This is a genomic window from Cupriavidus neocaledonicus (genome assembly GCF_000372525.1).
Classification (GTDB): domain Bacteria; phylum Pseudomonadota; class Gammaproteobacteria; order Burkholderiales; family Burkholderiaceae; genus Cupriavidus; species Cupriavidus neocaledonicus.
Genome location: NZ_AQUR01000084.1, coordinates 1 through 21,445, shown reverse-complemented (window position 1 = coordinate 21,445; position 21,445 = coordinate 1). Strand labels below are relative to the sequence as shown.

17 protein-coding genes are annotated in these 21,445 nt (G+C 68.8%); 10 read left to right on the top strand and 7 right to left on the bottom strand.

Features of this window, described 5'->3' with window-relative positions; all coding sequences use genetic code 11:
• Nucleotides 1–538: 538 nt before the first annotated feature.
• The 3 genes from A3AG_RS0108435 to A3AG_RS0108425 all read left to right on the top strand — a co-directional run bounded on the left by A3AG_RS0108435 (nucleotide 539) and on the right by A3AG_RS0108425 (nucleotide 6,504).
• A complete protein-coding gene (locus tag A3AG_RS0108435) occupies nucleotides 539–1,789 on the top strand; it encodes an efflux RND transporter periplasmic adaptor subunit (protein ID WP_018004978.1) in 1,251 nt (416 codons plus the stop codon).
• Nucleotides 1,790–1,861: 72 nt separating this feature from the next.
• Nucleotides 1,862–5,014, top strand: a complete 3,153-nt coding sequence (locus A3AG_RS0108430; protein WP_018004977.1) for an efflux RND transporter permease subunit — start codon at nucleotides 1,862–1,864, stop codon at nucleotides 5,012–5,014.
• Between the two features lie 2 nt (nucleotides 5,015–5,016).
• A complete protein-coding gene (locus tag A3AG_RS0108425; protein WP_018004976.1) occupies nucleotides 5,017–6,504 on the top strand; it encodes an efflux transporter outer membrane subunit in 1,488 nt (495 codons plus the stop codon).
• A gap of 254 nt (nucleotides 6,505–6,758) precedes the next feature.
• On the opposite strand, the gene A3AG_RS0108420 is transcribed toward A3AG_RS0108425, so the two are convergent.
• The 7 genes from A3AG_RS0108420 to A3AG_RS0108390 all read right to left on the bottom strand — a co-directional run bounded on the left by A3AG_RS0108420 (nucleotide 6,759) and on the right by A3AG_RS0108390 (nucleotide 15,077).
• The gene (locus A3AG_RS0108420; RefSeq protein ID WP_018004975.1) at nucleotides 6,759–7,598 is read right to left on the bottom strand and encodes an OmpW/AlkL family protein; all 840 of its coding nucleotides are present in this window, start codon (nucleotides 7,596–7,598) and stop codon (nucleotides 6,759–6,761) included.
• Nucleotides 7,599–7,683: 85 nt separating this feature from the next.
• A complete protein-coding gene (locus A3AG_RS0108415) occupies nucleotides 7,684–8,952 on the bottom strand; it encodes a DUF2957 domain-containing protein (protein WP_018004974.1) in 1,269 nt (422 codons plus the stop codon).
• Between the two features lie 35 nt (nucleotides 8,953–8,987).
• Entirely contained in the window at nucleotides 8,988–10,343 is a 1,356-nt protein-coding gene (locus tag A3AG_RS0108410) for a DUF2957 domain-containing protein (protein ID WP_018004973.1), read from the bottom strand.
• 159 nt (nucleotides 10,344–10,502) lie between these two features.
• Nucleotides 10,503–11,387, bottom strand: a complete 885-nt coding sequence (locus A3AG_RS0108405) for a DUF1571 domain-containing protein (RefSeq protein ID WP_026164042.1) — start codon at nucleotides 11,385–11,387, stop codon at nucleotides 10,503–10,505.
• A 234-nt stretch (nucleotides 11,388–11,621) separates the two neighbouring features.
• Complete coding sequence (locus A3AG_RS0108400) at nucleotides 11,622–12,596, bottom strand: TetR/AcrR family transcriptional regulator (RefSeq protein WP_018004971.1); 975 nt, start codon at nucleotides 12,594–12,596, stop codon at nucleotides 11,622–11,624.
• 272 nt (nucleotides 12,597–12,868) lie between these two features.
• Complete coding sequence (locus A3AG_RS0108395) at nucleotides 12,869–14,464, bottom strand: GMC family oxidoreductase (protein WP_018004970.1); 1,596 nt, start codon at nucleotides 14,462–14,464, stop codon at nucleotides 12,869–12,871.
• Nucleotides 14,465–14,471: 7 nt separating this feature from the next.
• Nucleotides 14,472–15,077, bottom strand: a complete 606-nt coding sequence (locus A3AG_RS0108390) for a hypothetical protein (RefSeq protein ID WP_018004969.1) — start codon at nucleotides 15,075–15,077, stop codon at nucleotides 14,472–14,474.
• Between the two features lie 120 nt (nucleotides 15,078–15,197).
• Between A3AG_RS0108390 and A3AG_RS0108385 the strand changes: the two genes are divergently transcribed.
• The 7 genes from A3AG_RS0108385 to A3AG_RS33940 form a co-directional block, all read left to right on the top strand.
• The gene (locus A3AG_RS0108385; protein ID WP_026164041.1) at nucleotides 15,198–16,289 is read left to right on the top strand and encodes an AraC family transcriptional regulator; all 1,092 of its coding nucleotides are present in this window, start codon (nucleotides 15,198–15,200) and stop codon (nucleotides 16,287–16,289) included.
• A 260-nt stretch (nucleotides 16,290–16,549) separates the two neighbouring features.
• The gene (locus A3AG_RS0108380; protein WP_018004967.1) at nucleotides 16,550–18,139 is read left to right on the top strand and encodes a flavin-containing monooxygenase; all 1,590 of its coding nucleotides are present in this window, start codon (nucleotides 16,550–16,552) and stop codon (nucleotides 18,137–18,139) included.
• Between the two features lie 62 nt (nucleotides 18,140–18,201).
• A complete protein-coding gene (locus A3AG_RS0108375; protein ID WP_018004966.1) occupies nucleotides 18,202–19,092 on the top strand; it encodes an SDR family NAD(P)-dependent oxidoreductase in 891 nt (296 codons plus the stop codon).
• The gene (locus A3AG_RS0108370; RefSeq protein WP_018004965.1) at nucleotides 19,089–20,048 is read left to right on the top strand and encodes an alpha/beta fold hydrolase; all 960 of its coding nucleotides are present in this window, start codon (nucleotides 19,089–19,091) and stop codon (nucleotides 20,046–20,048) included. The genes A3AG_RS0108375 and A3AG_RS0108370 overlap by 4 nt, the downstream gene beginning before the upstream one ends.
• Before the next feature lie 23 nt (nucleotides 20,049–20,071).
• Nucleotides 20,072–20,947 (top strand): metal-dependent hydrolase, encoded by an 876-nt coding sequence (locus A3AG_RS0108365; RefSeq protein WP_026164040.1) that lies wholly within the window; start codon nucleotides 20,072–20,074, stop codon nucleotides 20,945–20,947.
• Complete coding sequence (locus A3AG_RS0108360; protein WP_018004963.1) at nucleotides 20,944–21,108, top strand: rubredoxin; 165 nt, start codon at nucleotides 20,944–20,946, stop codon at nucleotides 21,106–21,108. The genes A3AG_RS0108365 and A3AG_RS0108360 overlap by 4 nt, the downstream gene beginning before the upstream one ends.
• A 168-nt stretch (nucleotides 21,109–21,276) precedes the next feature.
• On the top strand, nucleotides 21,277–21,445 hold a 169-nt coding region (locus tag A3AG_RS33940; protein ID WP_209437566.1), incomplete at its 3' end, for a helix-turn-helix domain-containing protein.

The following is a 21,445-nucleotide window of genomic DNA, read 5'->3' as shown; positions in this document are numbered from 1 at the left end:
TGGCAGCCGCACATGCCGGCGGTGTGGGCCCCCGGCGGGTCGTTGTCATCACATTGAATGGCATTGCCGAGCTTGCGAGCCGACACGACGGCGCGCATCCTAACCCGAGCCGGCGGTTTGCGCCGCGATCCTGGGAGGATTGGACGCATTTCGTACCGATCCGATCGTTGGAGCGGCATGGTCTTGCGTCTCGTTGTGCCTTTTCGCGCAGGTTGTGCGCTGAAAGGCCCCTTCGCAACATCAACTTAACATACATGCTTGAATGTATATATAATACGCGCTTGCCCGGCATCCGGCCAGCCGCCCGCCGTGACCTACCCAGCACGACGGGCAATCCTGCCGCAGGCCAGCCGGTCAGTGTTTCCAGTCGTCATACAAAAGCCACCGTTCGTCGCAATCGTCACCGCGACGCCGCGATTTGTGGCTAGCATCACGCTTTTGCCCGCCGCAAAGCAGCGGCGCGCCGTGTCGTTCCCGCTTGTCCGATGACAGGCCAGGGCGGCACGGCGGATCTCAAATTGCCATCATGGGGTTATCGATGAGGAAGTCCCAACGTATCCGTTGCGTTGCAGCCTACGCACTAGCGGCACTGTCGGCCGTGGCGCTGTCCGCCTGCGGCGACAAGAAGGCCGCGGGCGGCGCCCCGCCGCCGCCTGAAGTGGGCGTGGTCACCGTGACGCCGTCGCCGGTCGCCGTCGTCAATGAATTGCCGGGCCGCCTGGAAGGCGTGCGCACGGCCGAAGTGCGGGCGCGCGTCGAAGGCATCGTGCTGTCGCGCAACTACACCGAAGGCGGCGAAGTGAAGGCCGGCCAGGTCATGTTCCGCATCGACCCCGCGCCCTACCAGGCCGAGCTGGCCTCGGCCCAGGCCGCGCTGCAGCGCGCCGAAGCCAACGCCGTGTCGGCGCGCCTGAAGGCCGACCGCTACAAGCCGCTGGTGGCGGTCAACGCGGTCAGCAAGCAGGAGTACGACGACGCCGTCGCCGCCGCCGGCCAGGCCAACGCCGACGTGGCCTCGGCCAAGGCGGCGGTGCGCACCGCCCAGATCAACCTGGGCTACACCACCGTGACCGCACCGATCAGCGGCCGCGCCGGCCGCGCGCTGGTGACCGAGGGCGCGCTGGTGGGCAAGGGCGAGGCGACCAAGCTGGCGCTGGTGGAGCAGGTCGACCCGATGTGGGTCACCTTCACCCAGCCGGCCTCCGAAGTCACGCGCCTGCGCCGTGCCATCGAGTCCGGCGCGGTCAAGGGCATGAACGGCGGCGCCCGCGTGCACCTGTTCGTCGAGGACGGGCGCGAGTATGCGCAGACCGGCAAGCTGCTGTTCTCCGACATGACGGTCGACCCGACCACCGGCGCGATCACGCTGCGGGCGCAGTTCCCCAACCCGGACCGCGAGCTGCTGTCGGGCACCTTCGTGCGCGTGAAGATCGAGCAGGGCGTGGATGAGAACGCCCTGACCGTGCCGCAGCGCGCGCTGATCCGCGGCGCCCAGGGCGCCAGCGTGATGGTGGTGGGTGCCGACGGCAACGTCGCGGCGGTGCCGGTCAAGGCGCCGCAGGCGATCGGTGACCGCTGGATCGTCACCGAAGGCCTCAAGGGCGGCGAGAAGGTGATCGTCGAGGGCCTGCAGAAGGTCAAGGTGGGCGCGCCCGCCAAGCCAGTGCCGTTCGTGCAGGCCGGTGCCTCGGCACCGGCCGCGACCCCGGCCGCGGCTTCCGCCGCTCCCGCCTCGGCGCCCAAGACCGAAGCGAAGCAGCAAGCCAGCGCCGCGGGCAAGCAAGGCTGAACACCGCCGGGCCGTGGCAGCTGACGCCAGCCGCCGCGGCACCCAGGGCTAGACAAAGAGGGAGCCAGTCTTATGGCCAAGTTTTTTATCGACCGGCCGGTGTTCGCGTGGGTGCTCGCGCTGATCATCGTGCTGGGCGGCATATTGTCGATCCTGCAGTTGCCGATCGCGCAATATCCGAACATCGCCCCGCCGACGATCTCGGTCACCGCCACCTATCCGGGTGCGTCGGCCAAGACGCTGGAGGATTCCGTCACTTCGGTGATCGAGCAGGAGCTTAACGGCGCCCCCAACCTGCTCTACTACAGCTCGACCAGCGAGTCGTCCGGCCTGGCCAGCATCACCATCGCCTTTGCGCCGGGTTCGAACGTCGACCTGAACTCGGTCGAGGTGCAGAACCGCCTCAAGCGCGTGGAAGCGCGCCTGCCGGCGGAAGTGCGCCAGCAGGGCGTGCGCGTCGACAAGGCCGGGAACAACTACATGATGTTCCTGACCGTGTCGTCCAAGTCCGGCACGGCCAGCGCGATCCAGCTCGGCAACTACGTCTCGGCGCAGGTGATCGACTCGATCCGGCGCGTGCCGGGCGTGGGCCAGGCCGACCTGTTCGGCACCGAGTACGCCATGCGGATCTGGCTGGACCCGGCCAAGCTGACCGGCTTCAACCTGACCCCGACCGACGTCACCGCCGCGGTGGGCGAGCAGAACATACAGGTCGCCGTGGGCGAGCTGGGCGGCACGCCCTCGCCCAAGGGCACCGAGCTCAACGCCACCGTCACCACCGAAAGCCGGCTGACCACGCCGGAGCAGTTCGGCAACATCCTGCTGCGCACCAACCCGGACGGGTCGTCGGTGCGCATCAAGGACGTCGGCCGCGTGGAACTGGGCGGCGCCGACTACTCGACCCAGGCCCGCACCAACGGCAAGCCGTCGGCGGCCATCGCCATCAAGCTGGCCCCGACCGGCAACGCGCTCGCCACCGCCACCGCGGTGCGCGCCAAGATGGAAGAGCTGTCGAAGAACTTCCCGGCGGACTACGAGTACTCGGTGCCGTACGACACCTCGGCCTTCGTCAAGATCTCGATCGAGGAAGTGATCAAGACCCTGCTCGAAGCCGTGGTGCTGGTGTTCCTGGTGATGTACCTGTTCCTGCAGAACTTCCGCGCCACCATCATCCCGACGCTGGTGGTGCCGATCGCGCTGCTGGGCACCTTCGGCGCGCTGCTGGCGTTCGGCTTCTCGATCAACGTGCTGACCATGTTCGGCATGGTGCTGGCGATCGGTATCCTGGTCGACGATGCCATCGTGGTGGTCGAGAACGTCGAGCGGATCATGAGCGAGGAAGGCCTGTCGCCGCGCGAAGCGACGCGCAAGGCCATGGGCCAGATCACCGGCGCCATCGTCGGCATCACGCTGGTGCTGACCGCGGTGTTCATCCCGATGGCGTTCTTCTCGGGCTCGGTCGGCAACATCTACCGCCAGTTCTCGCTGTCGCTGATCGCCTCGATGGCGTTCTCGGCGCTGCTGGCGCTGACGCTGACCCCGGCCCTGTGCGCGACGCTGCTCAAGCCGGTGCAGGCCGGCCACCATCATGAGAAGAAGGGCTTCTTCGGCTGGTTCAACCGTACCTTCGCCACGGCGTCGACGGGCTACCAGGGCGTGGTCGCGCGCATCCTCAAGCGCACCGGCCGCTACCTGATCATCTACGCGCTGATCATCGCCGGCGTGGTGGTGCTGTTCAAGCGCCTGCCGTCGTCGTTCCTGCCCGATGAAGACCAGGGCTACATGATCACCGTGGTGCAGCTGCCCAACGGCGCGACCCAGGACCGTACCATCGGCGTGCTCAAGCAGATCGAGGACTACTACCTGCAGAAGGAAAGCAAGGTGGTGGACAAGATGATCACGGTGGCGGGCTTCTCCTTCTTCGGCCGCGGCCAGAACGGCGGTATCGCGTTCGTGCGCCTGAAGGACTGGAAGGAGCGCACCGGCGACGGCGAGACCGCGCAGGCGCTGGTCGGCCGTGCCTTCGGCGCGCTGTCGTTCATCAAGGACGCGATCATCTTCCCGCTCAATCCGCCGGCGATTTCCGAGCTGGGCAACTCCTCGGGCTTTGACTTCCGCCTGCAGGACCGCACCGGCCAGGGCCACGCCAAGCTGATGGAAGCGCGCAACATGATGCTCGGCATGGCCGCGCAGAGCCCGGTGCTGATGGGCGTGCGCCCCGAAGGCCAGGAAGACGCGCCGCAGCTGCAGATCGACATCGACCGCGAGAAGGCCAAGGCGCTCGGCGTCTCGGTGGCGAGCATCAACTCGACGCTGTCGATCGCCTTCGGCTCCAACTACGTCAACGACTTCATCTACGAAGGCCGCGTGCGCAAGGTGATCGTGCAGGCCGATGGCGCCGATCGCCGGCTGCCGGACGACCTGACCAAGCTGCGCGTGCGCAACAGCAACGGCGACATGGTGGCGTTCGCGGCGTTCGCAACCTCGAAGTGGGTGATGGGCTCGCCGCGCCTGGAGCGCTACAACGGCATGCCGGCGGTGAAGCTGGCGGGCCAGGCCGCGCCGGGCCGCAGTACCGGCGAAGCCATGCGCGTGATGGAGGAGAACTTCGCCAAGCTGCCGCCGGGCTTCGGCTTCGAGTGGTCGGGCCAGTCGTACGAAGAGCGTCTCGCCGGCTCGCAGGAACCGATCCTGTACACGCTGTCGCTGATCATCGTGTTCCTGTGCCTGGCCGCGCTGTATGAAAGCTGGTCGATCCCGTTCTCGGTGCTGCTGGTGGTGCCGCTGGGCGTGCTCGGCGCGCTGCTGGGCGTGACGCTGCGCGGCATGCCCAACGACGTGTACTTCAAGGTGGGCCTGATCGCCACCATCGGCCTGTCGGCCAAGAACGCCATCCTGATCGTGGAATTCGCCAAGGACCTGCAGGCGCAGGGCAAGGGCCTGATCGAAGCCACGCTGGAGGCGGTGCACCTGCGCTTCCGTCCGATCCTGATGACGTCGATGGCGTTCATCCTGGGCGTGCTGCCGCTGGCAATCGCCACCGGCGCGGGCTCGGGCAGCCAGCGCGCCATCGGTACCGGCGTGATGGGCGGGATGATCACGGCCACGGTGCTGGCGATCTTCCTGGTGCCGGTGTTCTTCGTGGTGGTGCGCAAGCGCTTCAAGGGCAGTCCCCGCCAGCGCATGCTGGACCAGAAGTGGCACGACCCCCAAGAGGAAATCTGAACATGACCAAGACTCTGACCACACTGCTGCTGGTGGCCGGCGTTCTGACGGGGTGCACGCTGGCGCCCCACTATGACCGCCCTGCCCCGCCGGTGGCAGACAGCTTCCCGACCGCGCCCGAAGGCTATGCCACGGCCGAGGTGAAGAGCGGCGAAACCCGCCGCGCCGCCGACATCGGCTGGCGCGAGTTTTTCCGCGACCCGCGCCTGCAGGCGCTGATCGCGACCTCGCTCGAAAACAACCGCGACCTGCGCACCGCGGCGCTGCGCATCGAGGAAGCGCGCGCGCTGTACCAGGTGCAGCGCGCCGACCTGCTGCCCACGGTAAACGTCAACGGCAGCTACACCCGTGCCCGCACTACCGCCGCACAGTCGGCGACGGTGCTCGGCCAGCCGGGCGTGACCGAGGTGTACCAGGTCGGCCTGGGCATCTCGTCGTACGAGCTCGATTTCTTCGGGCGCGTGCGCAGCCTGTCCAATGCCGCGCTGGCGCAGTACTTCGCCACCGAAGAGGCGCGCCGCTCGGCGCATATCTCGCTGGTCTCGGAAGTCGCCAAGGCCTACCTGGCCGAGCGCGCCTACGCCGAGCAGTACGAACTGGCGCGCGACTCCCTGAAGGCGCGCGAAAGCACCTACGGGTTGGCCAAACAGCGCTTCGAGGCCGGCGCCACTTCGGCGCTGGACCTGCGCGACAACGAGTCGCTGGTGGCGCAGGCCCGCGTCGCCGCGGCGCAGCTGGCGCGCCAGCGCGCGCAGGCGCATAACGCGCTCGAAGTGCTGGTGGGCAAGCCCATCGGCACCATCGAGAACCTGCCCGAGCCGATGCGCCTGTCGGACGAGCGCATCATCAGCGATATCCCGCCGGGGCTGCCTTCGGACCTGCTCGAGCAGCGTCCCGATATCCGCCAGGCCGAGCAGCTGCTGCTGTCGGCCAACGCCAATATCGGCGCGGCGCGCGCGGCGTTCTTTCCGCGCATCACGCTGACGGCCAGCGGCGGCACCATCAGCCCGACGTTCTCCGGGCTGTTCGATGCCGGCACGCGCGCCTGGTCGTTCGCGCCGCAACTGGTGCTGCCGATCTTCGACTATGGCCGCAACCTGTCGAACCTGGACCTGGCCAACGTGCGCAAGAACATCCAGATCGCCAACTACGAGAAGACCATCCAGACGGCCTTCGCGGAAGTGGCGGACGCGCTGGTGGCGCGCGGCACGCTGGAAGACCAGGTCGCGGGCCAGGAACAGGCGCGCAATGCCGAAGCCGCTCGCTACGAGCTGTCGCGCCTGCGCTTCCGCAGCGGCGTGGCCAGCTACCTGGACGAGCTCGATGCACAGCGCCAGCTGTTCACCGCGGAGCAGGCGCTGGTGCAGGCGCGGCAGCTGCGCCTGAACAATGCGATCGACCTGTACCGGTCGCTGGGCGGCGGCTTGCAGGAGAACAGCGCGGTAGCGCAGCAGGGTACGCCGGCGCAGCAGGGGACGGTGACGCAGTAAGGGCTCATGCCTGACTATTGCCGTAACGAAAAACGACGCGCCCTGGCGCGTCGTTTTTTTTTCGCGGGTTTGCTCCCCTCTACCGCTTGCGGGAGAGGGGCGGGGGTGAAGGCCGGCGCTGGCAATTGCGACGGCCGTACTTCGTGGAGGCTCCTGCCCTCACCCCAGCCCTCTCCCGCAAGCGGGAGAGGGAGTACATCGGCAGCGGTTCATGCGACAAAAGCCAGTGGTTTGCCACTGGCTTTTTTTCGTCCTCAGAACTTATACGAAGCCGCCACAAAAAACACCAGCGGATTCGGCTCCAGCCTGGTCTTCGAGGTCGACAGTACCGTGCCGTTGGCCGCCTTGATCGTCATCGTCGAGGTGGTCTTCAGCGGGATGTAGGTCACCGCCGCGGTCAGCCCCCAGTGCTCGTCGAAGTTGTAGGTGCCGCCGATATTGAAGACCGGCGCCCACGACGACGACGCATCGGCGCTGACCGAGGTCGGTCCCGGAATGCCCGCGCCGGCGGCCAGGATGGCGCCGAGGTTGTTGTTGACCGAGCTGGCGAAGGCCGGATTGACTTCGATGTTGGTAAAGAAGTTGTACGAGACGCCGAGCCCCAGGAATGGCCGGAAGCGCGTGCCCGGCTCCAGGAAGTGGTACTGCACCATCGCCGCCGGGCTCCACTGGCGCGCCTTGGTGATGATCGGGTTCAGCGCCGGGTCGCCCAGGCTCTGGCGGCCGAGCGCGCCGGCCGGGCCGGGCGGGATCAGCTCGCCATGGCCATAGAGCTTGAACTCGGGCGGGATGCCGCCCACCGCGGTGATGGCGATATGGTCGGTGACGAAGTGGCTGAAGGTCAGCCCCAGCGTATTGGCGTTGGACGACGAGATGCTGCTGCCCGGCGCGGTGAAGGTCGACGGCAGCCCGAGCGGGTAGTTGATCGGCACGTCCAGCAGCGAGGTAGTGAGCGGGTCGCTCTGGCCGTGGGTCCGGATATGGAACCAGCCGGCCGAGACTACGTTGTCGCCCTTCTTCTGGGCGTGGGCAGGCAGGGCGATGCTGGCCAGCGCGGCCAGCACCAGCGCGAGCGTGAGGTGCAAGGTCTTCATGTTGTGTCCCCCGGGGCAGTGAAGTCACTGGTAGATGCATCGGTAAAGGCGCCGGGGCTGCGATGGCCCCGGGCCTGGGGCCGGCTTATTGCACGAACGCGCCGACGGTGAAGTACGGGCCGCCGTCGCGCTGCTCCAGGAAGCCGAACACGCCGCCGGTGAACATCAGCTTGCCGGTCGGCGCCGAGCCCGCCGGCGCCTCGCGGCGCGAGGTGCGCACCACGCCCGGCACCTGCTGCGCGAAGTCCAGCCGGTACGGGATCGCCAGCGACGCATCGGACGGCCGGAACGGGTCCATCATGGTCGCGGCGGCGCCCACCAGCGCCGTCACGCGGTAGTTGAAGTTGCTGTCGACGCCGACGTATTCGCCATTGACCGTGCCCTCGGTGATCGCCACGGCGGGGGCCATCATGCCGATGCCGATCTCGTCGTCGGCGCCCAGGGGCCCATTGGCGAGCGAGTCGTTGGCATAGCCGACGCGGATCATGATCGGCACCAGCTGGCCACGCAGCTTGCCCACGATCAGATAGGCCTTGCCCAGCGTGCTGCCCAGCGTGGGCGGCTGGCTCTCGGCCTTGTAGTTGGTGGACAGCAGCGCGCCGCTGGGCTGCGGCACGAAGTTGTTGCCCTTGCGCTCGCAGGTGCCAGTGGCGTTGTCGCAGACCGTGAACGAGCCGTCGGCGGCGAGCGCCATGCGGTAGTCCTGCGCCACCAGCTGGAACTGCTTGGACGGCACCTCGTGGAAGCCGGTGCCGTTGTATTGGCCGGCGATCTTCGACAGGTCGGTCTCGGTCTGCGCGAAGCCGATGAACTGGAAATACGGGAAGGTGGTATCGGGCACCGCCCCGGCGCCGAGCACGCCGTTGAACTGGATGCGCGCGCCGGGGATGGTGCCGCCCGCCACGCCTTCGCCGACGAAGAGCTTGGCCGGGCGGTTTGGATCGAGGCTGGCGCCGCTCAGCTCGAACGCGCACTGGTTCAGCTTCTCGGTGGGCAGGCCGGTCTCGGCCTTGAGCGTGCCGCGCATCACGTTCAGGCCATTGGTGGGATCGCTGCGCGTGGGCTGCACGGTGCCGGTCTGGCGCGGCACCGAGGAATCGAGGAAGGTCACCTGCCAGGTCATGCGGGTGGTGTCGATCTGCACCTTGACCAGCTCGCCCGAGCCGGTGCCGCCGGTGAAGGTGGTGTTGTAGTCCAGCGAGGCCGGGCACAGCCGCGTCTGCGCGGCCGTGGGCGTGGCGGGGGCGTCGTCGCCGCCGCCACCACCGCCGCAGGCGGCAAGCATGGCGGTGGCGGCCACGGCCAGCGCGCGCGCCGGCGCGGTCGATGGGCGCGGAAGGATGATCTGATGCATGGCTTGGTCTCCTCGTTGTTTTGTCTGCGCTGCGCTCAGGGTGCCGCGAGCACGCCCACGCGGAAGGTCGGGCTGCTGCCGCTGGTGCCTGACAAGTGGCTGAACACACGGCCGCTGGCGATCAGCGCGCCGGTGATGCCGCTGTTGTCGGTGGTGGTCACCATGCCCGCCGCGGCCTGCGTGAAGTCGAGCTGGAAGCCGCCGGTCTGATTCATCGTCATCGGCTCGAGCAGGTCGACGCGCGTGCCCCTGACCAGCGACGCGGTGTAGGCAAAGTCGCTGCCCGAGCCGATATAGCCGCCGTCGAGCCGGCCGCTGGCGACAGTGATGGCCGGCGCCATCAGCGCGAGTCCCGATTCATCGTCGACATTGACCGTCAGCGGCAACAGCGAGATTTGCGCGTAGCCGGTGCGCACCAGCAGCGGCACCAGCGCGCCATTGAGCTTGCCTACCACCATCAGCCCCTTGGCGCGGCTGGCGTTGTTGGCAGTGATGGCCTGGTTGTGGAACGAGGGATAGCGGCGGCTGCCGTCGGCATTGCTGCTTTCGAATGCGCCGTCGGCGCTGCGCAGCTTCCAGTTGTTGCCGGTGCTGCGGCAGCTGCCGCTCGCCGTGGTGCAGCTGCCGTCGGCATGCAACGTCTCGGTGGTCTGCGCGGTGGCGGGCGTGAAGTGGCTCGAGGCGGTCAGCGTGCCGCCGGACGGCACCTGGTGGTAGCCCAGCAGGTTGTAGGTGCCGGCCACCCTGGCGAAATCGGTCTCGGTCTGCGCGAACGCCAGCACCGGGTAGAACGGGAAGGTGGTCGCCGGGATCGCGCCCAGTCCGAGCACGCCCGGATAGGAGATGGTGGCGCCCGGGATGCCGCCGCCGGCAACGCCGTTGCCGAGGAAGATCACCGGCGGTTTTGCGCTGTCGATATTCGCCTGCGAGACGCCGTCCGACGCCGTGGCGGTCTGCAGCGCCACCGCGCAGCGGTTCTGCTCGGCGGTGGGCAGCGAGGTCAGGTTGGCGAAGGTGCCGGTGAAGGTCACGCCCGCGCGCGTCGGGCTGACGCTGCCGGGCTGCTTCGGCACCGGCGACTCGATGATTTCCAGCTGGTACGTGCGCGCCGTGGTATCGAAGCGCAGCCTGACCAGCTCGCCCGCGCCGGAGCCGCCGGTGAAGGTGGTGCCGTAGTCCAGCGCCGCCGGGCACAGCGATCCGGGCGGGCCGCCGATGGTGACCGGCCCCTGCGCCGGGCACGTGCCGGTGTCCGCGCACTGCGGCGGCGCCTGCGTGCCGGCGCGCGGCGTGTCTTCGCCGCCGCCGCCGCCACCGCAGCCGGCCAGCGCGGCGGCCACGCTCACTCCTGTCACCACCAAGGTGCTGCGCCAAAGCCTCGACATGGTCATGGCCTGTCTCCTGTTTTTCCTGCGACCCCTGTTGCCGGATCGGTGGTCCGGCTCTGCGTCCGGATCCTGTCGTGAGCGGCGACTGTCGCCGCGCACGGGTTTCAGCGTCAATAGAGCGGCCGTTCCAAACGGGCGCGGCCGCGCGCGGCGCGTGCCGCGTCAGAAGCGATACTCGGGATTGGCCGGGTCGAACGCCGCGGCCTCGAAGGTCTTGCGCACCAGCTTGTCGAACACGATCTTCTCGACCATGTTGCCGTCGGCATCCCACGCGGTTTCGACGCGGATATACGGATGCTTCAGGTCCAGCATCAGCTGCACGCGCTTGGCGTAGTACTGCGGCGCGCCGGCCGGCAAGTCCCAGGTCAGCGCCACCATGCGCACGCCCTGCTCCTGCACGATCTCGGCCTTGCCGTATTTCTCGGACAGGCCGGCGGCGCGCAGCGATTTCGCGTCGCGCTCGAGCATCGACAGCACGTACTGGAAGCCCAGGTCGCGCACGGTATGGTTGGACTGCGAACGCGCCAGCGAGCCGTCCAGCGCGATCCACATCGAGGTAAAGCCCAGCACGCCGCCCAGGTGGCCGTACATCTCGTCCTTGCGGCGGGTCTCGTCATACAGGATTTCCTGGCCCGCCTGCGCGCCGCCGGGCAGCCACCTGGCATAGAGCTGGCGCGGCGCATGGCGGTAGCGGATCTGCATCTTCGCGGGCTGCTCCTGCCACTGGCCGTTGAGCCGTTCCTGGCGCGACATCCAGTATTCGTACTCGGGGTAGCGGTTCATCTCGGCGCGTGCCCATTTCAGCAGCGCATCGGGCTGCAGCGCCTGGAACACCGCCAGCACCTGCGCATCGGACAGGCGCGCGAGCTCGCCGCTGGCGACCTGGCGCGAGAACAGCGCGGCCTGCTGCGCCGATGGCAGGCCGTCATAGGCCGTGCCCGCTACAGCGGCAGCGCTGGCTGGCTGGGCCATGGCGACAGGCGGAAACGCCAGCGGCGCGCCCAGCAGGCCGATGATGGCGCCGCTGATGGCGGCAAGGCGGCGCAGGTTTTTCGGTGGTCGGTTGGATGGTCGACTGGATGGTCGGATCGGCGCATGGATTGACACGGCAGCTTCCTCCTCAAGACGGGCAAAGCGAACAGGTCACCGCAGCGCGGGCGGCATGCCGCGGGCGCGCGGGTTCACCGGGGCCGCGGCGCGGCCTCGCCGGGTGGATCGACGGTTCAGGTTGCGTGAGCGCGGCGGCGCCGTGCCGGCGGTAACCGGCGGCGGCGCGTGCCGCTATGTCCTGGTGCGCATTCGCATCCAGTCATCCAGCGGGTTGCTGGGGAAGCTCACGGTGTGCTCGCGCGCGCGCACCGGCACGCTGGTCACGGCGGCACGCTTGGTGCCCGCATTGCGCACGATGCGTGCGCCGGTGCGGGCCTTGCCGAGGGCGGCGGCGGCATGGCTGGCCGCCTCGTCCATGGGGGCCGCGATCGCGGCCACGCTGGCATCCGGATCATTGGCGGACTGCGCCGCAAGGCTGCCGGCGCGCTGCCCAGCGTGCGGCTGCGCCTCGCCCAGCTCGAACACCGACTGCAGCGCCGAGAGCTGGTCCGCGCCGGGCTGCGCCACGTTCAGCACGGCCTCGACCATCGCGGTGAGCTGGGCCAGCACGTGCGCATCGCTCATCTGCCGGCCCTGTGTGAAGGCGGGCAGCAGGCTGGTCAGTTCCTCGCCGGCGAGCACGCCGGCCAGCGCCTTGAGCGCGAACTGCAGGCGCCAGCCCAGCTCGTGCCGCGGCAGCGCCGGGATGGCGCGCGCGAAGGCATCGAAGAAGCGGCCGTACACCGGCGCGTAGTGCTCCAGCAGGTATTGCTGGATGAACGGCGAGGTATCCGAATACACGCGCCCCAGCAGCCGCAGGAATGACGGCCCGCCCACCGACGGGTCGCGCGCCATCTGCAGCGCGGGCACGAACAGCGCGCCCATCACGTGCTCGCAGCGGATCGCGTGGCCGGGCCAGCGCGCTTCGCAGGCATCGAGCAGCGCCAGGCGCCGCGCGTTGAGCGGGTCCAGGCGCCGGCTCAGCACGGCGTGCATCATGATGTCCTTGCTGCGGAAGTGGTAGTTCACGGCGGCCAGGTTGACGATGGCGCGCGACGTGACCTGCCTGAGCGAGGTGGCTTCGTAGCCAACCTCGGTGAACAGCTTTTCCGTGGCGTCGAGAATCCGGGCCTTGGTGTCTCCTGCCGAGCTTTTGCCGGTCTTCATGGGGGCGCTTCTCTCTTCTGTACCGCGATAAACCCCTTTGCAAGTTGCTGCGCTGTCCGCTCCCTGCTCTGGCGGCATACGGATGCTTGAAACAGCTGTACGAAGCCTATCCACCGCTTCGGGCGTTTCACAAGCGCTGAATTGGAATGGACATTCTAAAAACCGATGTTGTGTGCGCCATCGCACGGCATTGTCCGCCGCACCATGCAGCGGGCATGCTGGCCGCATGCCTGCACAGCCAGACAAGGTCGTGCCGGTCGCGCGCGAATGCATCATGACGTGAGGTTTTGCGCCAGCGCGTCGGCGTTCTGCGCGCTCAGCGCGAACACCGACAACTGCGGATTCGCGCCCACGCTGGTCGGGAACACCGAGCCGTCGAACACCGACAGGTTGGCCAGCTGGTGATGGCGGCCGCGACTGTCGACCACGCCGCCGCGCGGGTCGTCGCTCATGCCGCAGCCGCCCATCAGGTGCGCGGTAAACAGCGCGGTGCGGAACGGCTTGAGCGGCAGCCGCGCGATGGCCGCGCGGGCCTCGGGCCAGCTGCGGTACTCGGCGGCGTCGACGTGCGCGGGCCGCACGCGTTCGGCGCCAGCGGCGAACTGCGCCTGCGCCATGCTCAGCCACGCGCGCCGCACGCCGTCCCAGGCGTAGTCGGTCATGTCGTAGTCCAGCAGCGGGCTGCCGTCGGGCGCCAGGCGCACGCGTCCGCCCGGACTTTCCGGCACGAAGCCGTCGCGCAGCAGCGCCAGCATGGCGTTGGTGTTGGGCAGCTGTGCCATGTCGCGGCGCAGTGCCTCGCCCACGCCATTGACCACGCCCGCGCTGATGCCGGGGAACATCGGCGGCACCTCCAGCTTGTAGCCCATCGGCCCGGTCGCGCCGTGCTGCCACTGGAAGTGGTCAGAGGCGACAGACTGCGGCGCGCCATAATAGGGATCAATGCGCTCTGGCATCTTGGCGATGCTGATATTCACCGGATGGATAAACGTTCTTATGCCCAGCCGCTGATGCGGGTCCGGTACGCGCGAGCGCAGCAACAATGCCGGCGTGTTGATGGCGCCGCCGGCGGCGACCACGTGCCGCGCGCGCACGACCACGGCGATCCCCGTGGGCGTATACCCGTCGGCGCCCAGCGCCTCACCGGTGACCGAGCGCACGCGTTGGCCGTCATGGTCCAGCGTCCGCACCCGCACGCGGTGCACCAGCGTGGCGCCGCTGGCCAGCGCGGCGGGAATGGTCGACACCAGCATCGACTGCTTGGCGTTGACCGGGCAGCCGAAGCCGCAATAGCCCGAATTCCAGCAGCCCTTCACGTTGCGCGGGATCACATGCCATTCCCAGCCCAGCGTCTCGCAGCCGCGCCGCAGCACGTCGTTGTTGGGATTGGGCGCCAGCGCCCACGGCGCGATGCCAAGGCGCGCCTCCACCTGCCGGAACCACGGCGCCATCTCGGCCTCGCCGTGGCCGGTGACGGCGTGGTGCGTGGCCCAGTGCGCCAGCGTCTGCGGCGGCGTGCGGAAGCTGGACGACCAGTTGACCGTGGTGCTGCCGCCGACCGCGCGGCCCTGCAGGATGGCGATGGCGCCGTCGGCGGTGGTGCGCGCCGCGGCTTCCTGGTACAGCTCGCGGTAGGCGCGGTTCTCGTCCATGTCGCGGAAGCTGTCCGAGGTGCGCAGCGCGCCTTCTTCGAGCAGCACCACGCGCAGGCCGGCGCGGCTGAGGGCTTCGGCGCTGATGCCGCCGCCCGCGCCGCTGCCGACGATGACGACGTCGGCATCGAGCGTGCGCGTGGTGGTGAAGGTGGAGGCGTCCAGTACCTTCCAGCCGGCGGCGATGCCGGCATCGTAGAGATTGTCGATGGCCATGTCGGGGTCAGGCGTGCAGCGCCCGGTAGATGGCCGCTTCTGGGCCGGGATAGCCGCAGCCGGCCCAGGCGGCCGGCAGCGCGTAGTAGCCCACGCTGGCGAGCTTGACCAGCACCACCGCGCCGGCATTGAGCGTGGCCAGGCGGCTGGCGCGCCAGCGCGCCAGGAAGGCCTGCACCTGCGCCGGCGTGGCGGCGCTCCAGTCCTGGCGGATGCCGGCCAGCGCCCAGCGCAGCGGCGTGCTGGCGAGCAGGCCGAACAGCTTGCGCAGCTCGGCCTGCGCGCCCGCGCCCATCGCCGCGCAAGTGGCGTCGATATTGCGCAGCGCGTCTTGCGCCAGCGCGGCCTGGCGCGGCGGCGGCGCTTCGGCCAGTTCGGTGACGATGGCCGGCAGCAGCGCGCGGAACATCGCCACGTCGTCCGGGCGCAGGAACGACATGCCCGCCTGCGGGGCGGGATCGGTGAACGAGCAGCCGGCCAGCGACGGTACCAGCGCGGAACACGCCAGCGCGGCCGAGAAGCCAAGGCCCACCTTGAGGAAGCCGCGCCGCGTCAGCGCGTGCAGCGCATCGGCATCGGCCGCGTGGCGGCGGTGGTGAGGGTTGGGGCGCATCGGGTCTCCTTGCGTCAGTCTCTTGTCTTCGCTGTGCGGGCGGGCAGGCCCGCATTGACGCTGTCCGGAGTTTGGATAAAGATCGGTGCCCGGTCTTGATCCCGCATGACAGGTGATTTGATGCCACGCGCCACTCCGCCCGATGGCGGTGCCAGTGCCGGTGGTACACAGGCCGGCACCGGGTCTGACACCACATCCGGCACCGTCTCGCTCGCCTACCTTCGCGCCGTGCTCGACCACGGCGAGCGCCAGGGCATTGCCCCGGCCGAGCAGCTGCGCGCCGTCGGCGTGCCGCCGGCGTTGCTGGACGCAGGGGCGCAGGCGCAAACCGCCACGCGCATTCCCGGTGCGGCCTATCTCGCGCTGCTGGACTGGCTAGAGCAGGCCACCGGCGATGCCGATGTCGGCCTGCGCGCCGGCGCCGCCTTTGCGCCGCGCCACTATGCCGAGATGGGCTACGTGGTGCTGACCACGCCCACCGTGCGCGATGCCATCCTGCAGGGCATCCGCTATGAAGTGCTGGCCAACGACATCGGCGGCACCCGCCTGATCGAAACGCCGCAGGCCGCGTGCATGACGTGGCAAGCGCGGCATGGGCCGCTGTCGCGCCATGCGCATGAGCTGCATATGGCCACCTGGGTGGTGTTCGCGCGCTGGCTGATCGGCAGCCAGCATGTGGCGACGCAGGTCGAATTCCCGCACGCCGCGCCCGCCGATACCCGTTTGCATGCCGAGGTGTTCGGCTGTCCCGTGGTCTTCAACGCCGCGCGCCATGCCATGCATATCGACCGTGCCCTGCTGGACCTGCCGTCGCTGCAGGCCGATGCCGGCATGCAGGCGCAGATGACGCGCATCGCTGATTCGCAGCTGCAGCGGATCGTGCCCGCGGGCGCCGACGCGCTGGCGCAGGCGCGTGCCTGCATCCGCGCGCGGCTGCCGCAGGGCGACGTGCCGATCGCCGACGTCGCCGCGCACCTGGGCCTGCCGGTGCGCACGCTGCAGCGGCGGCTGCAGGCGCAGGGCATCAGTTATTCACAGCTTGTGGATAACGTGCGGCAGGCGCTGGCCCGGCAATACCTGACCGAACCCAACCTGAGCCTGGCGCAGTGCGCGATGCGGCTGGGCTATTCCGAACAGAGCGCCTTCACGCACGCGTTCAAGCGCTGGACCGGTGAAACGCCGCAGGGCTGGCGCAAGGGCCGGACTTCCTAGCCCGACCTGTCTGTGGCGGGGGCGCCTTCGTCATCGGCGAAGCCCAAAAAAAATCCTGTGGTTTCAAACGCACGTAGCCATTGCCCTTGCGAGGGGCGATGGCGCCCGCTGTCGCCGTTTGATGTGCGCCGGGCGCCGCTGGCAAACCACAAAAATTAGAACCATCCTTCGATTCACGGCATTGACCACCCCCGCCGCGCTTCCTACGATGACATCCATCAATGTCACAATAAACACTGTCGTAAAGGTGAGGAGCGCGCATGAATGCACCCGCGGAGTTGCCGCCGGCGTTGTCGCCGCAGTGGCCACCACAGGCACCGCCTGCCCCCGAGCACACCGACATTGCCATCATCGGCAGCGGCTTTGCCGGCCTGGGCATGGCGATCCGGCTGCGCGAGCGCGGCGAGCACGATTTCCTGGTGTTCGAGAAGGCCGGCTCGGTCGGCGGCACCTGGCGCGACAACCATTACCCCGGCTGCGCCTGCGATGTGCAGTCGCACCTGTATTCCTTTTCCTTCGCGCCGAACCCGGACTGGTCGCGCATGTTCTCGACCCAGCCGGAAATCCGCGCCTACCTGGAGGACTGCACCGACCGCTTCGGCCTGCGTCCGCACCTGCGGCTGCACCATGAGCTGCGCCACGCGGCCTGGGACGAGTCCGCGCAGCTGTGGCGGCTGCAGATGGCCGACGGCAAGGTGGTGCGGGCACGCGTGCTGGTGTCGGGCATGGGCGGGCTGAGCCGGCCGTCGTATCCCGACATCCCGGGGCTGGACACATTCGAAGGCGAATGCTTCCACTCGCAGCACTGGAACCACGCCTATGCGCTGGGCGGCAAGCGCGTCGCCGTGATCGGCACCGGCGCCAGCGCGATCCAGTTCGTGCCGCAGATCGCGCCGCAGGTGGCGCAGCTGGACCTGTACCAGCGCACCCCGCCGTGGATCATGCCCAAGCCCGACCGCGAGGTCAGCGCCGCCGAGCGCTGGCTGTTCCGCCGCCTGCCGTTCACGCAGACGCTGGTGCGCACCGGCATCTACTGGATGCTGGAGTCGCGCGTGCTGGGCTTCGTGCTGCATCCGAAGATCATGAAGGTGGTCGAGCGCGTCGCGCGCCGCCACCTGGCGCGGCAGGTGCGCGACCCTGCGCTGCGCGCGACGCTGACGCCGGACTACACCATCGGCTGCAAGCGCGTGCTGATCTCCAACGACTACTACCCGGCGCTGACGCGCGACAACGTCGACGTGGTCACCACCGGCATCGCTCGGGTCGAGCATGACGCAGTGGTGCTGCGCGACGGCACGCGCCGGCCGGCGGACTGCATCATCCTCGGCACCGGCTTCCATGCCACCGACCCGCTGCCGCGCGGCGTGATCGCCGGCATCGGCGGCGTCGACCTGGTCGATGCCTGGCGCGACGGTGCGCAGGCCTACCTTGGCACCACGGTGTCGGGGTTTCCGAACCTTTTCTTCGTGGTCGGCCCCAACACCGGCCTGGGCCACAGCTCGATGGTGTTCATGATCGAGTCGCAGGTCGCCTATATCGCCGACGCGCTGCGCCAGATGCGCCGCGACGGCGCGCAGGCGGTGGACGTGCGCGAGCCGGTGCAGCGCCGCTTCAACGAACGGCTGCAGGCGCGGCTGGGCCATGCGATCTGGTCGGCCGGTGGCTGCGCCAGCTGGTACATCGACCCGCGCAGCGGCCGCAACACCACGCTGTGGCCAGGTTTCACCTGGCAGTTCCGCCGCGCCACCGCCAGCTTCCGCATGACCGACTACGACCTGTACCCGGTGCGCCGCGCCGTGCCGGACGAGGCCGCGCGGCAAGCGGACCTCGCCAGCGCCGCCGGTGCATGAGGCCCGGCGCCTTTCCCCTGCTTACACCCAGAACAACGACACACACCGGAAGGAGACCGGACATGAAGGACTTCCGCAACAAGGTTGCCGCGATCACCGGCGCCGGCTCTGGCATCGGCCGCGCGCTGGCGCTGGCGCTGGCGCGCGAGGGCTGCCAGCTGGCGCTGTCGGACCGCAACGAGGCCGGGCTGGCGCAGACCGTGGCGCAGGCCATGGCCGCGGCACCGTATGCCCGCATCACCGAGCACACCGTCGACGTTGCCGACCGCGCCGCGGTCTACGCGTGGGCCGCGGCCGCCGCCGACGCGCACGGCCGCGTCAACCTGATCTTCAACAACGCCGGCGTGGCGCTGTCGAGCACGGTCGAGGGCATGAGCTACGACGACCTGGAATGGATCATCGGCATCAACTTCTGGGGCGTGGTGTACGGCACCAAGGCCTTCCTGCCGTACCTGAAGGCCAGCGGCGAGGGCCACGTGGTCAATACCTCGAGCATCTTCGGCATCTTCGCCCAGCCCGGCATGGGCGCCTACAACGCCAGCAAGTACGCGGTGCGCGGCTTCACCGAATCGCTGCGGCAGGAGCTGGACCTGATGGACTGCGGCGTGTCGGCCACCACCGTGCACCCCGGCGGCATCAAGACCAATATCGCGCAGGCCAGCCGGGTCTCGGCCAGCGTCAACGGCTTCCTGGTGCGCGACGCACAGCACGGCAAGGACGAGTTCGAGAAATTCTTCATCACCTCGCCCGACAAGGCCGCGCGCGTGATCCTGGAAGGCGTGCGGCGCAACCGCCGGCGCGTGCTGATCGGGCCCGATGCCTACGCCGCCGACGCCATGGCGCGGCTGCTGCCCGCCGCCTACCAGGCGCTGGTGGTGCGCGAGACGCGCCGCAAGCGCGATCTCGGCAACGTGGCCACGCCCGCCCCGGTGGGCCAGGGAGAGCGCCCGTGAGCCGCCTCGCGATGGAAGCGGACGCCGCGCTGCTGGCGCCGCCGGGCACGCTGACGCGCTGGTTCGGGCAGGGCCGCGTGGGGCTGTTCAGCCTGTCGCGCGCGACGCTGGCTCAGCGCCATGCGCTGCCGGCCTCGCGCTGGGTGCGCGTGCGCGACGCGATGGTGCACTACACCGACGAAGGACCCGCCGACGGAGAGACCGTGGTGCTGATCCACGGCTTCGGCGCGTCGCTGCATACGTGGCAGGGGCTGGTGCCGGCGCTGGCGCAACGCTATCGCGTGCTGCGGCTGGACCTGGCCCCGTTCGGACTGACCGGACCGCTGCGCGATGCGCGCGGGCGCATCGAGACCATGGACGTGCACCGCTACCGCGACTTCATCGATGCCTTCCTCGCCGCGGTGGACGTGCGCCGCGCCAGCGTCATCGGCAACTCGCTGGGCGGGCTGATCGCGTGGGACCTCGCGGTGCGCCGGCCGGGCGCGGTCGACAAGCTGGTGCTGATCGACGCCGCCGGCTTCCCGATGAAGCTGCCGGTCTATATCGACCTGTTCCGCCATGCGCCGGTGCGCTGGTCGGCGCCGTGGCTGCTGCCCGAGTGCATCATCCGCGCCGCCACGCGCGACGTCTACGGCGACGCCTCGCGCGTGCCCGAAGCCACCTTCCGCCGCTACGTGGACTTCTTCTATGCCGAAGGCAGCCGCGAGGCCGTCGGCAAGATGGTGCCGAAGCTCGACTTCGCCCAGCTCGACACCCACCTGCTCGGCAGCGTGCGGGCGCCCACGCTGGTGCTGTGGGGCGAGCGCGACCGCTGGATCCCGCCCGCGCACGCGCAGGCCTTCGCCGGGCGCATCCCCGGCGCGCAGCTGCGCCGCTACGCGGGGCTGGGCCACGTGCCGATGGAAGAAGACCCGCAACGCGTGGCCGCAGACCTGCTGCCCTTTTTAGCGCAATGAGCTTGCCATCCAAGGAGACCGCCATGATGCCAGTCCGCCGCGACGTGCATCCCCACCTGCCGCCGGAGCGCATCAGCGACTGGCACGAGCGGGGCCGCCACGTTACCCATTTCCTCAACACGCTGTCGATCTTCTTCCCCGCCGGCGAGCGCTTCTTCATGGACAGCGTGCGCAACTACCGCGACCAGGTGAAGGACCCCGAGCTGAGCCGCGCCATCGCCGGCTTTATCGGCCAGGAAGCGATGCACACGCGCGAGCACATCCTCTACAACCGGCTGATGGAAGACGCCGGCCTGCCCGCCGCGGCGCTGGACCGCGCGGTGTGGAAGCTGCTGGACGTGCTGCGCAAGATCCTGCCCAAGTCATGGCAGCTGGCGCACACCATCGCGCTGGAGCACTACACCGCGATGCTGGCCGGCGGCGTGCTGAAGGACGTGCGCCACCTGGGCGCGGACTCGCAGGACGGCTACCGGCAGGTGTGGACCTGGCACGCGCTGGAGGAAACCGAGCACAAGGCGGTGGCCTACGACGTCTGGAACACCGTGATGAAGCCGGGCCCCTATCGCTATTTCGTGCGCACCTTCACCATGCTGACCACCACGGTGACGTTCTGGGCCATGGTGTTCGTGTTCCATATCGCGCTGGTGATGGGCGACAAGGGCTGCCGCAACAAGCTGAGCGGGTTTGGCACCGCGCTGCGCTTTTTGTGGGCATCGCCCGGCGCGCTGCCGCGCATGATTCCGGAGTGGCTCAGCTACTTCCGTCCCGGCTTCCATCCGTGGGATGACGACAACCGTGCCGAGCTGGCTCGCATCGATCCGCTGGTGCGGGAGATCGAAGACACCGCGCGCGCCGCCGGCGTCTCCACCCGCGCACCTTCGCTGCGGGGGACGGCATGACCATCTGGCAGTGCCGCATCTGTGGATTCGTCTATGAAGAAGCGCTCGGCATGCCCGAGCACGGCATCGCGCCCGGCACACCGTGGGGCGCGGTCCCGGCGGAATGGAGCTGCCCGGACTGCGGCATGGCGAAAGCGGATTTCGACATGGTTGCGGTATAGGCGCGGAGGTGAGGTGGACGATGGCTGAGGCCGTTCGCGAGCTGAGGCCTTTCACAATCTGACGGTGTAGCTCCCCTCTCCCGCGTGCTGTATAGACCGGGGACATAGGTAACAGGTGTGCCAGGACATGGGTAACACTTTTCCCGCTTAGTCAGCGGGAGGATAACGTTGCCCTGGAGCCAAACCACCGTGAAGCAGCAAAGAGAAGAGTTCGTCCGCCTGGCACGCCAGGCGGACGCCAACATTGCGGAGCTTTGCCGCCGCTTCTGCATCAGTCGGAAGACCGGTTATAAGTGGTTGAATCGAGAGGATCTGGACGACCGAACTCGGCGTCCAC

Excerpts from the sequence above, each read along its gene's own strand:
- A3AG_RS0108420 (WP_018004975.1), bottom strand. The coding sequence starts at position 7,598 with ATGAAGACCTTGCACCTCACGCTCGCGCTGGTGCTGGCCGCGCTGGCC.
- A3AG_RS0108395 (WP_018004970.1), bottom strand. The coding sequence starts at position 14,464 with ATGGCCATCGACAATCTCTACGATGCCGGCATCGCCGCCGGCTGGAAG.
- A3AG_RS0108435 (WP_018004978.1), top strand. The coding sequence starts at position 539 with ATGAGGAAGTCCCAACGTATCCGTTGCGTTGCAGCCTACGCACTAGCG.
- A3AG_RS0108400 (WP_018004971.1), bottom strand. The coding sequence starts at position 12,596 with ATGAAGACCGGCAAAAGCTCGGCAGGAGACACCAAGGCCCGGATTCTC.
- A3AG_RS0108360 (WP_018004963.1), top strand. The coding sequence starts at position 20,944 with ATGACCATCTGGCAGTGCCGCATCTGTGGATTCGTCTATGAAGAAGCG.
- A3AG_RS0108390 (WP_018004969.1), bottom strand. The coding sequence starts at position 15,077 with ATGCGCCCCAACCCTCACCACCGCCGCCACGCGGCCGATGCCGATGCG.
- A3AG_RS0108380 (WP_018004967.1), top strand. The coding sequence starts at position 16,550 with ATGAATGCACCCGCGGAGTTGCCGCCGGCGTTGTCGCCGCAGTGGCCA.
- A3AG_RS0108385 (WP_026164041.1), top strand. The coding sequence starts at position 15,198 with ATGCCACGCGCCACTCCGCCCGATGGCGGTGCCAGTGCCGGTGGTACA.
- A3AG_RS0108425 (WP_018004976.1), top strand. The coding sequence starts at position 5,017 with ATGACCAAGACTCTGACCACACTGCTGCTGGTGGCCGGCGTTCTGACG.
- A3AG_RS0108415 (WP_018004974.1), bottom strand. The coding sequence starts at position 8,952 with ATGCATCAGATCATCCTTCCGCGCCCATCGACCGCGCCGGCGCGCGCG.
- A3AG_RS0108365 (WP_026164040.1), top strand. The coding sequence starts at position 20,072 with ATGATGCCAGTCCGCCGCGACGTGCATCCCCACCTGCCGCCGGAGCGC.
- A3AG_RS0108430 (WP_018004977.1), top strand. The coding sequence starts at position 1,862 with ATGGCCAAGTTTTTTATCGACCGGCCGGTGTTCGCGTGGGTGCTCGCG.
- A3AG_RS0108410 (WP_018004973.1), bottom strand. The coding sequence starts at position 10,343 with ATGACCATGTCGAGGCTTTGGCGCAGCACCTTGGTGGTGACAGGAGTG.
- A3AG_RS0108375 (WP_018004966.1), top strand. The coding sequence starts at position 18,202 with ATGAAGGACTTCCGCAACAAGGTTGCCGCGATCACCGGCGCCGGCTCT.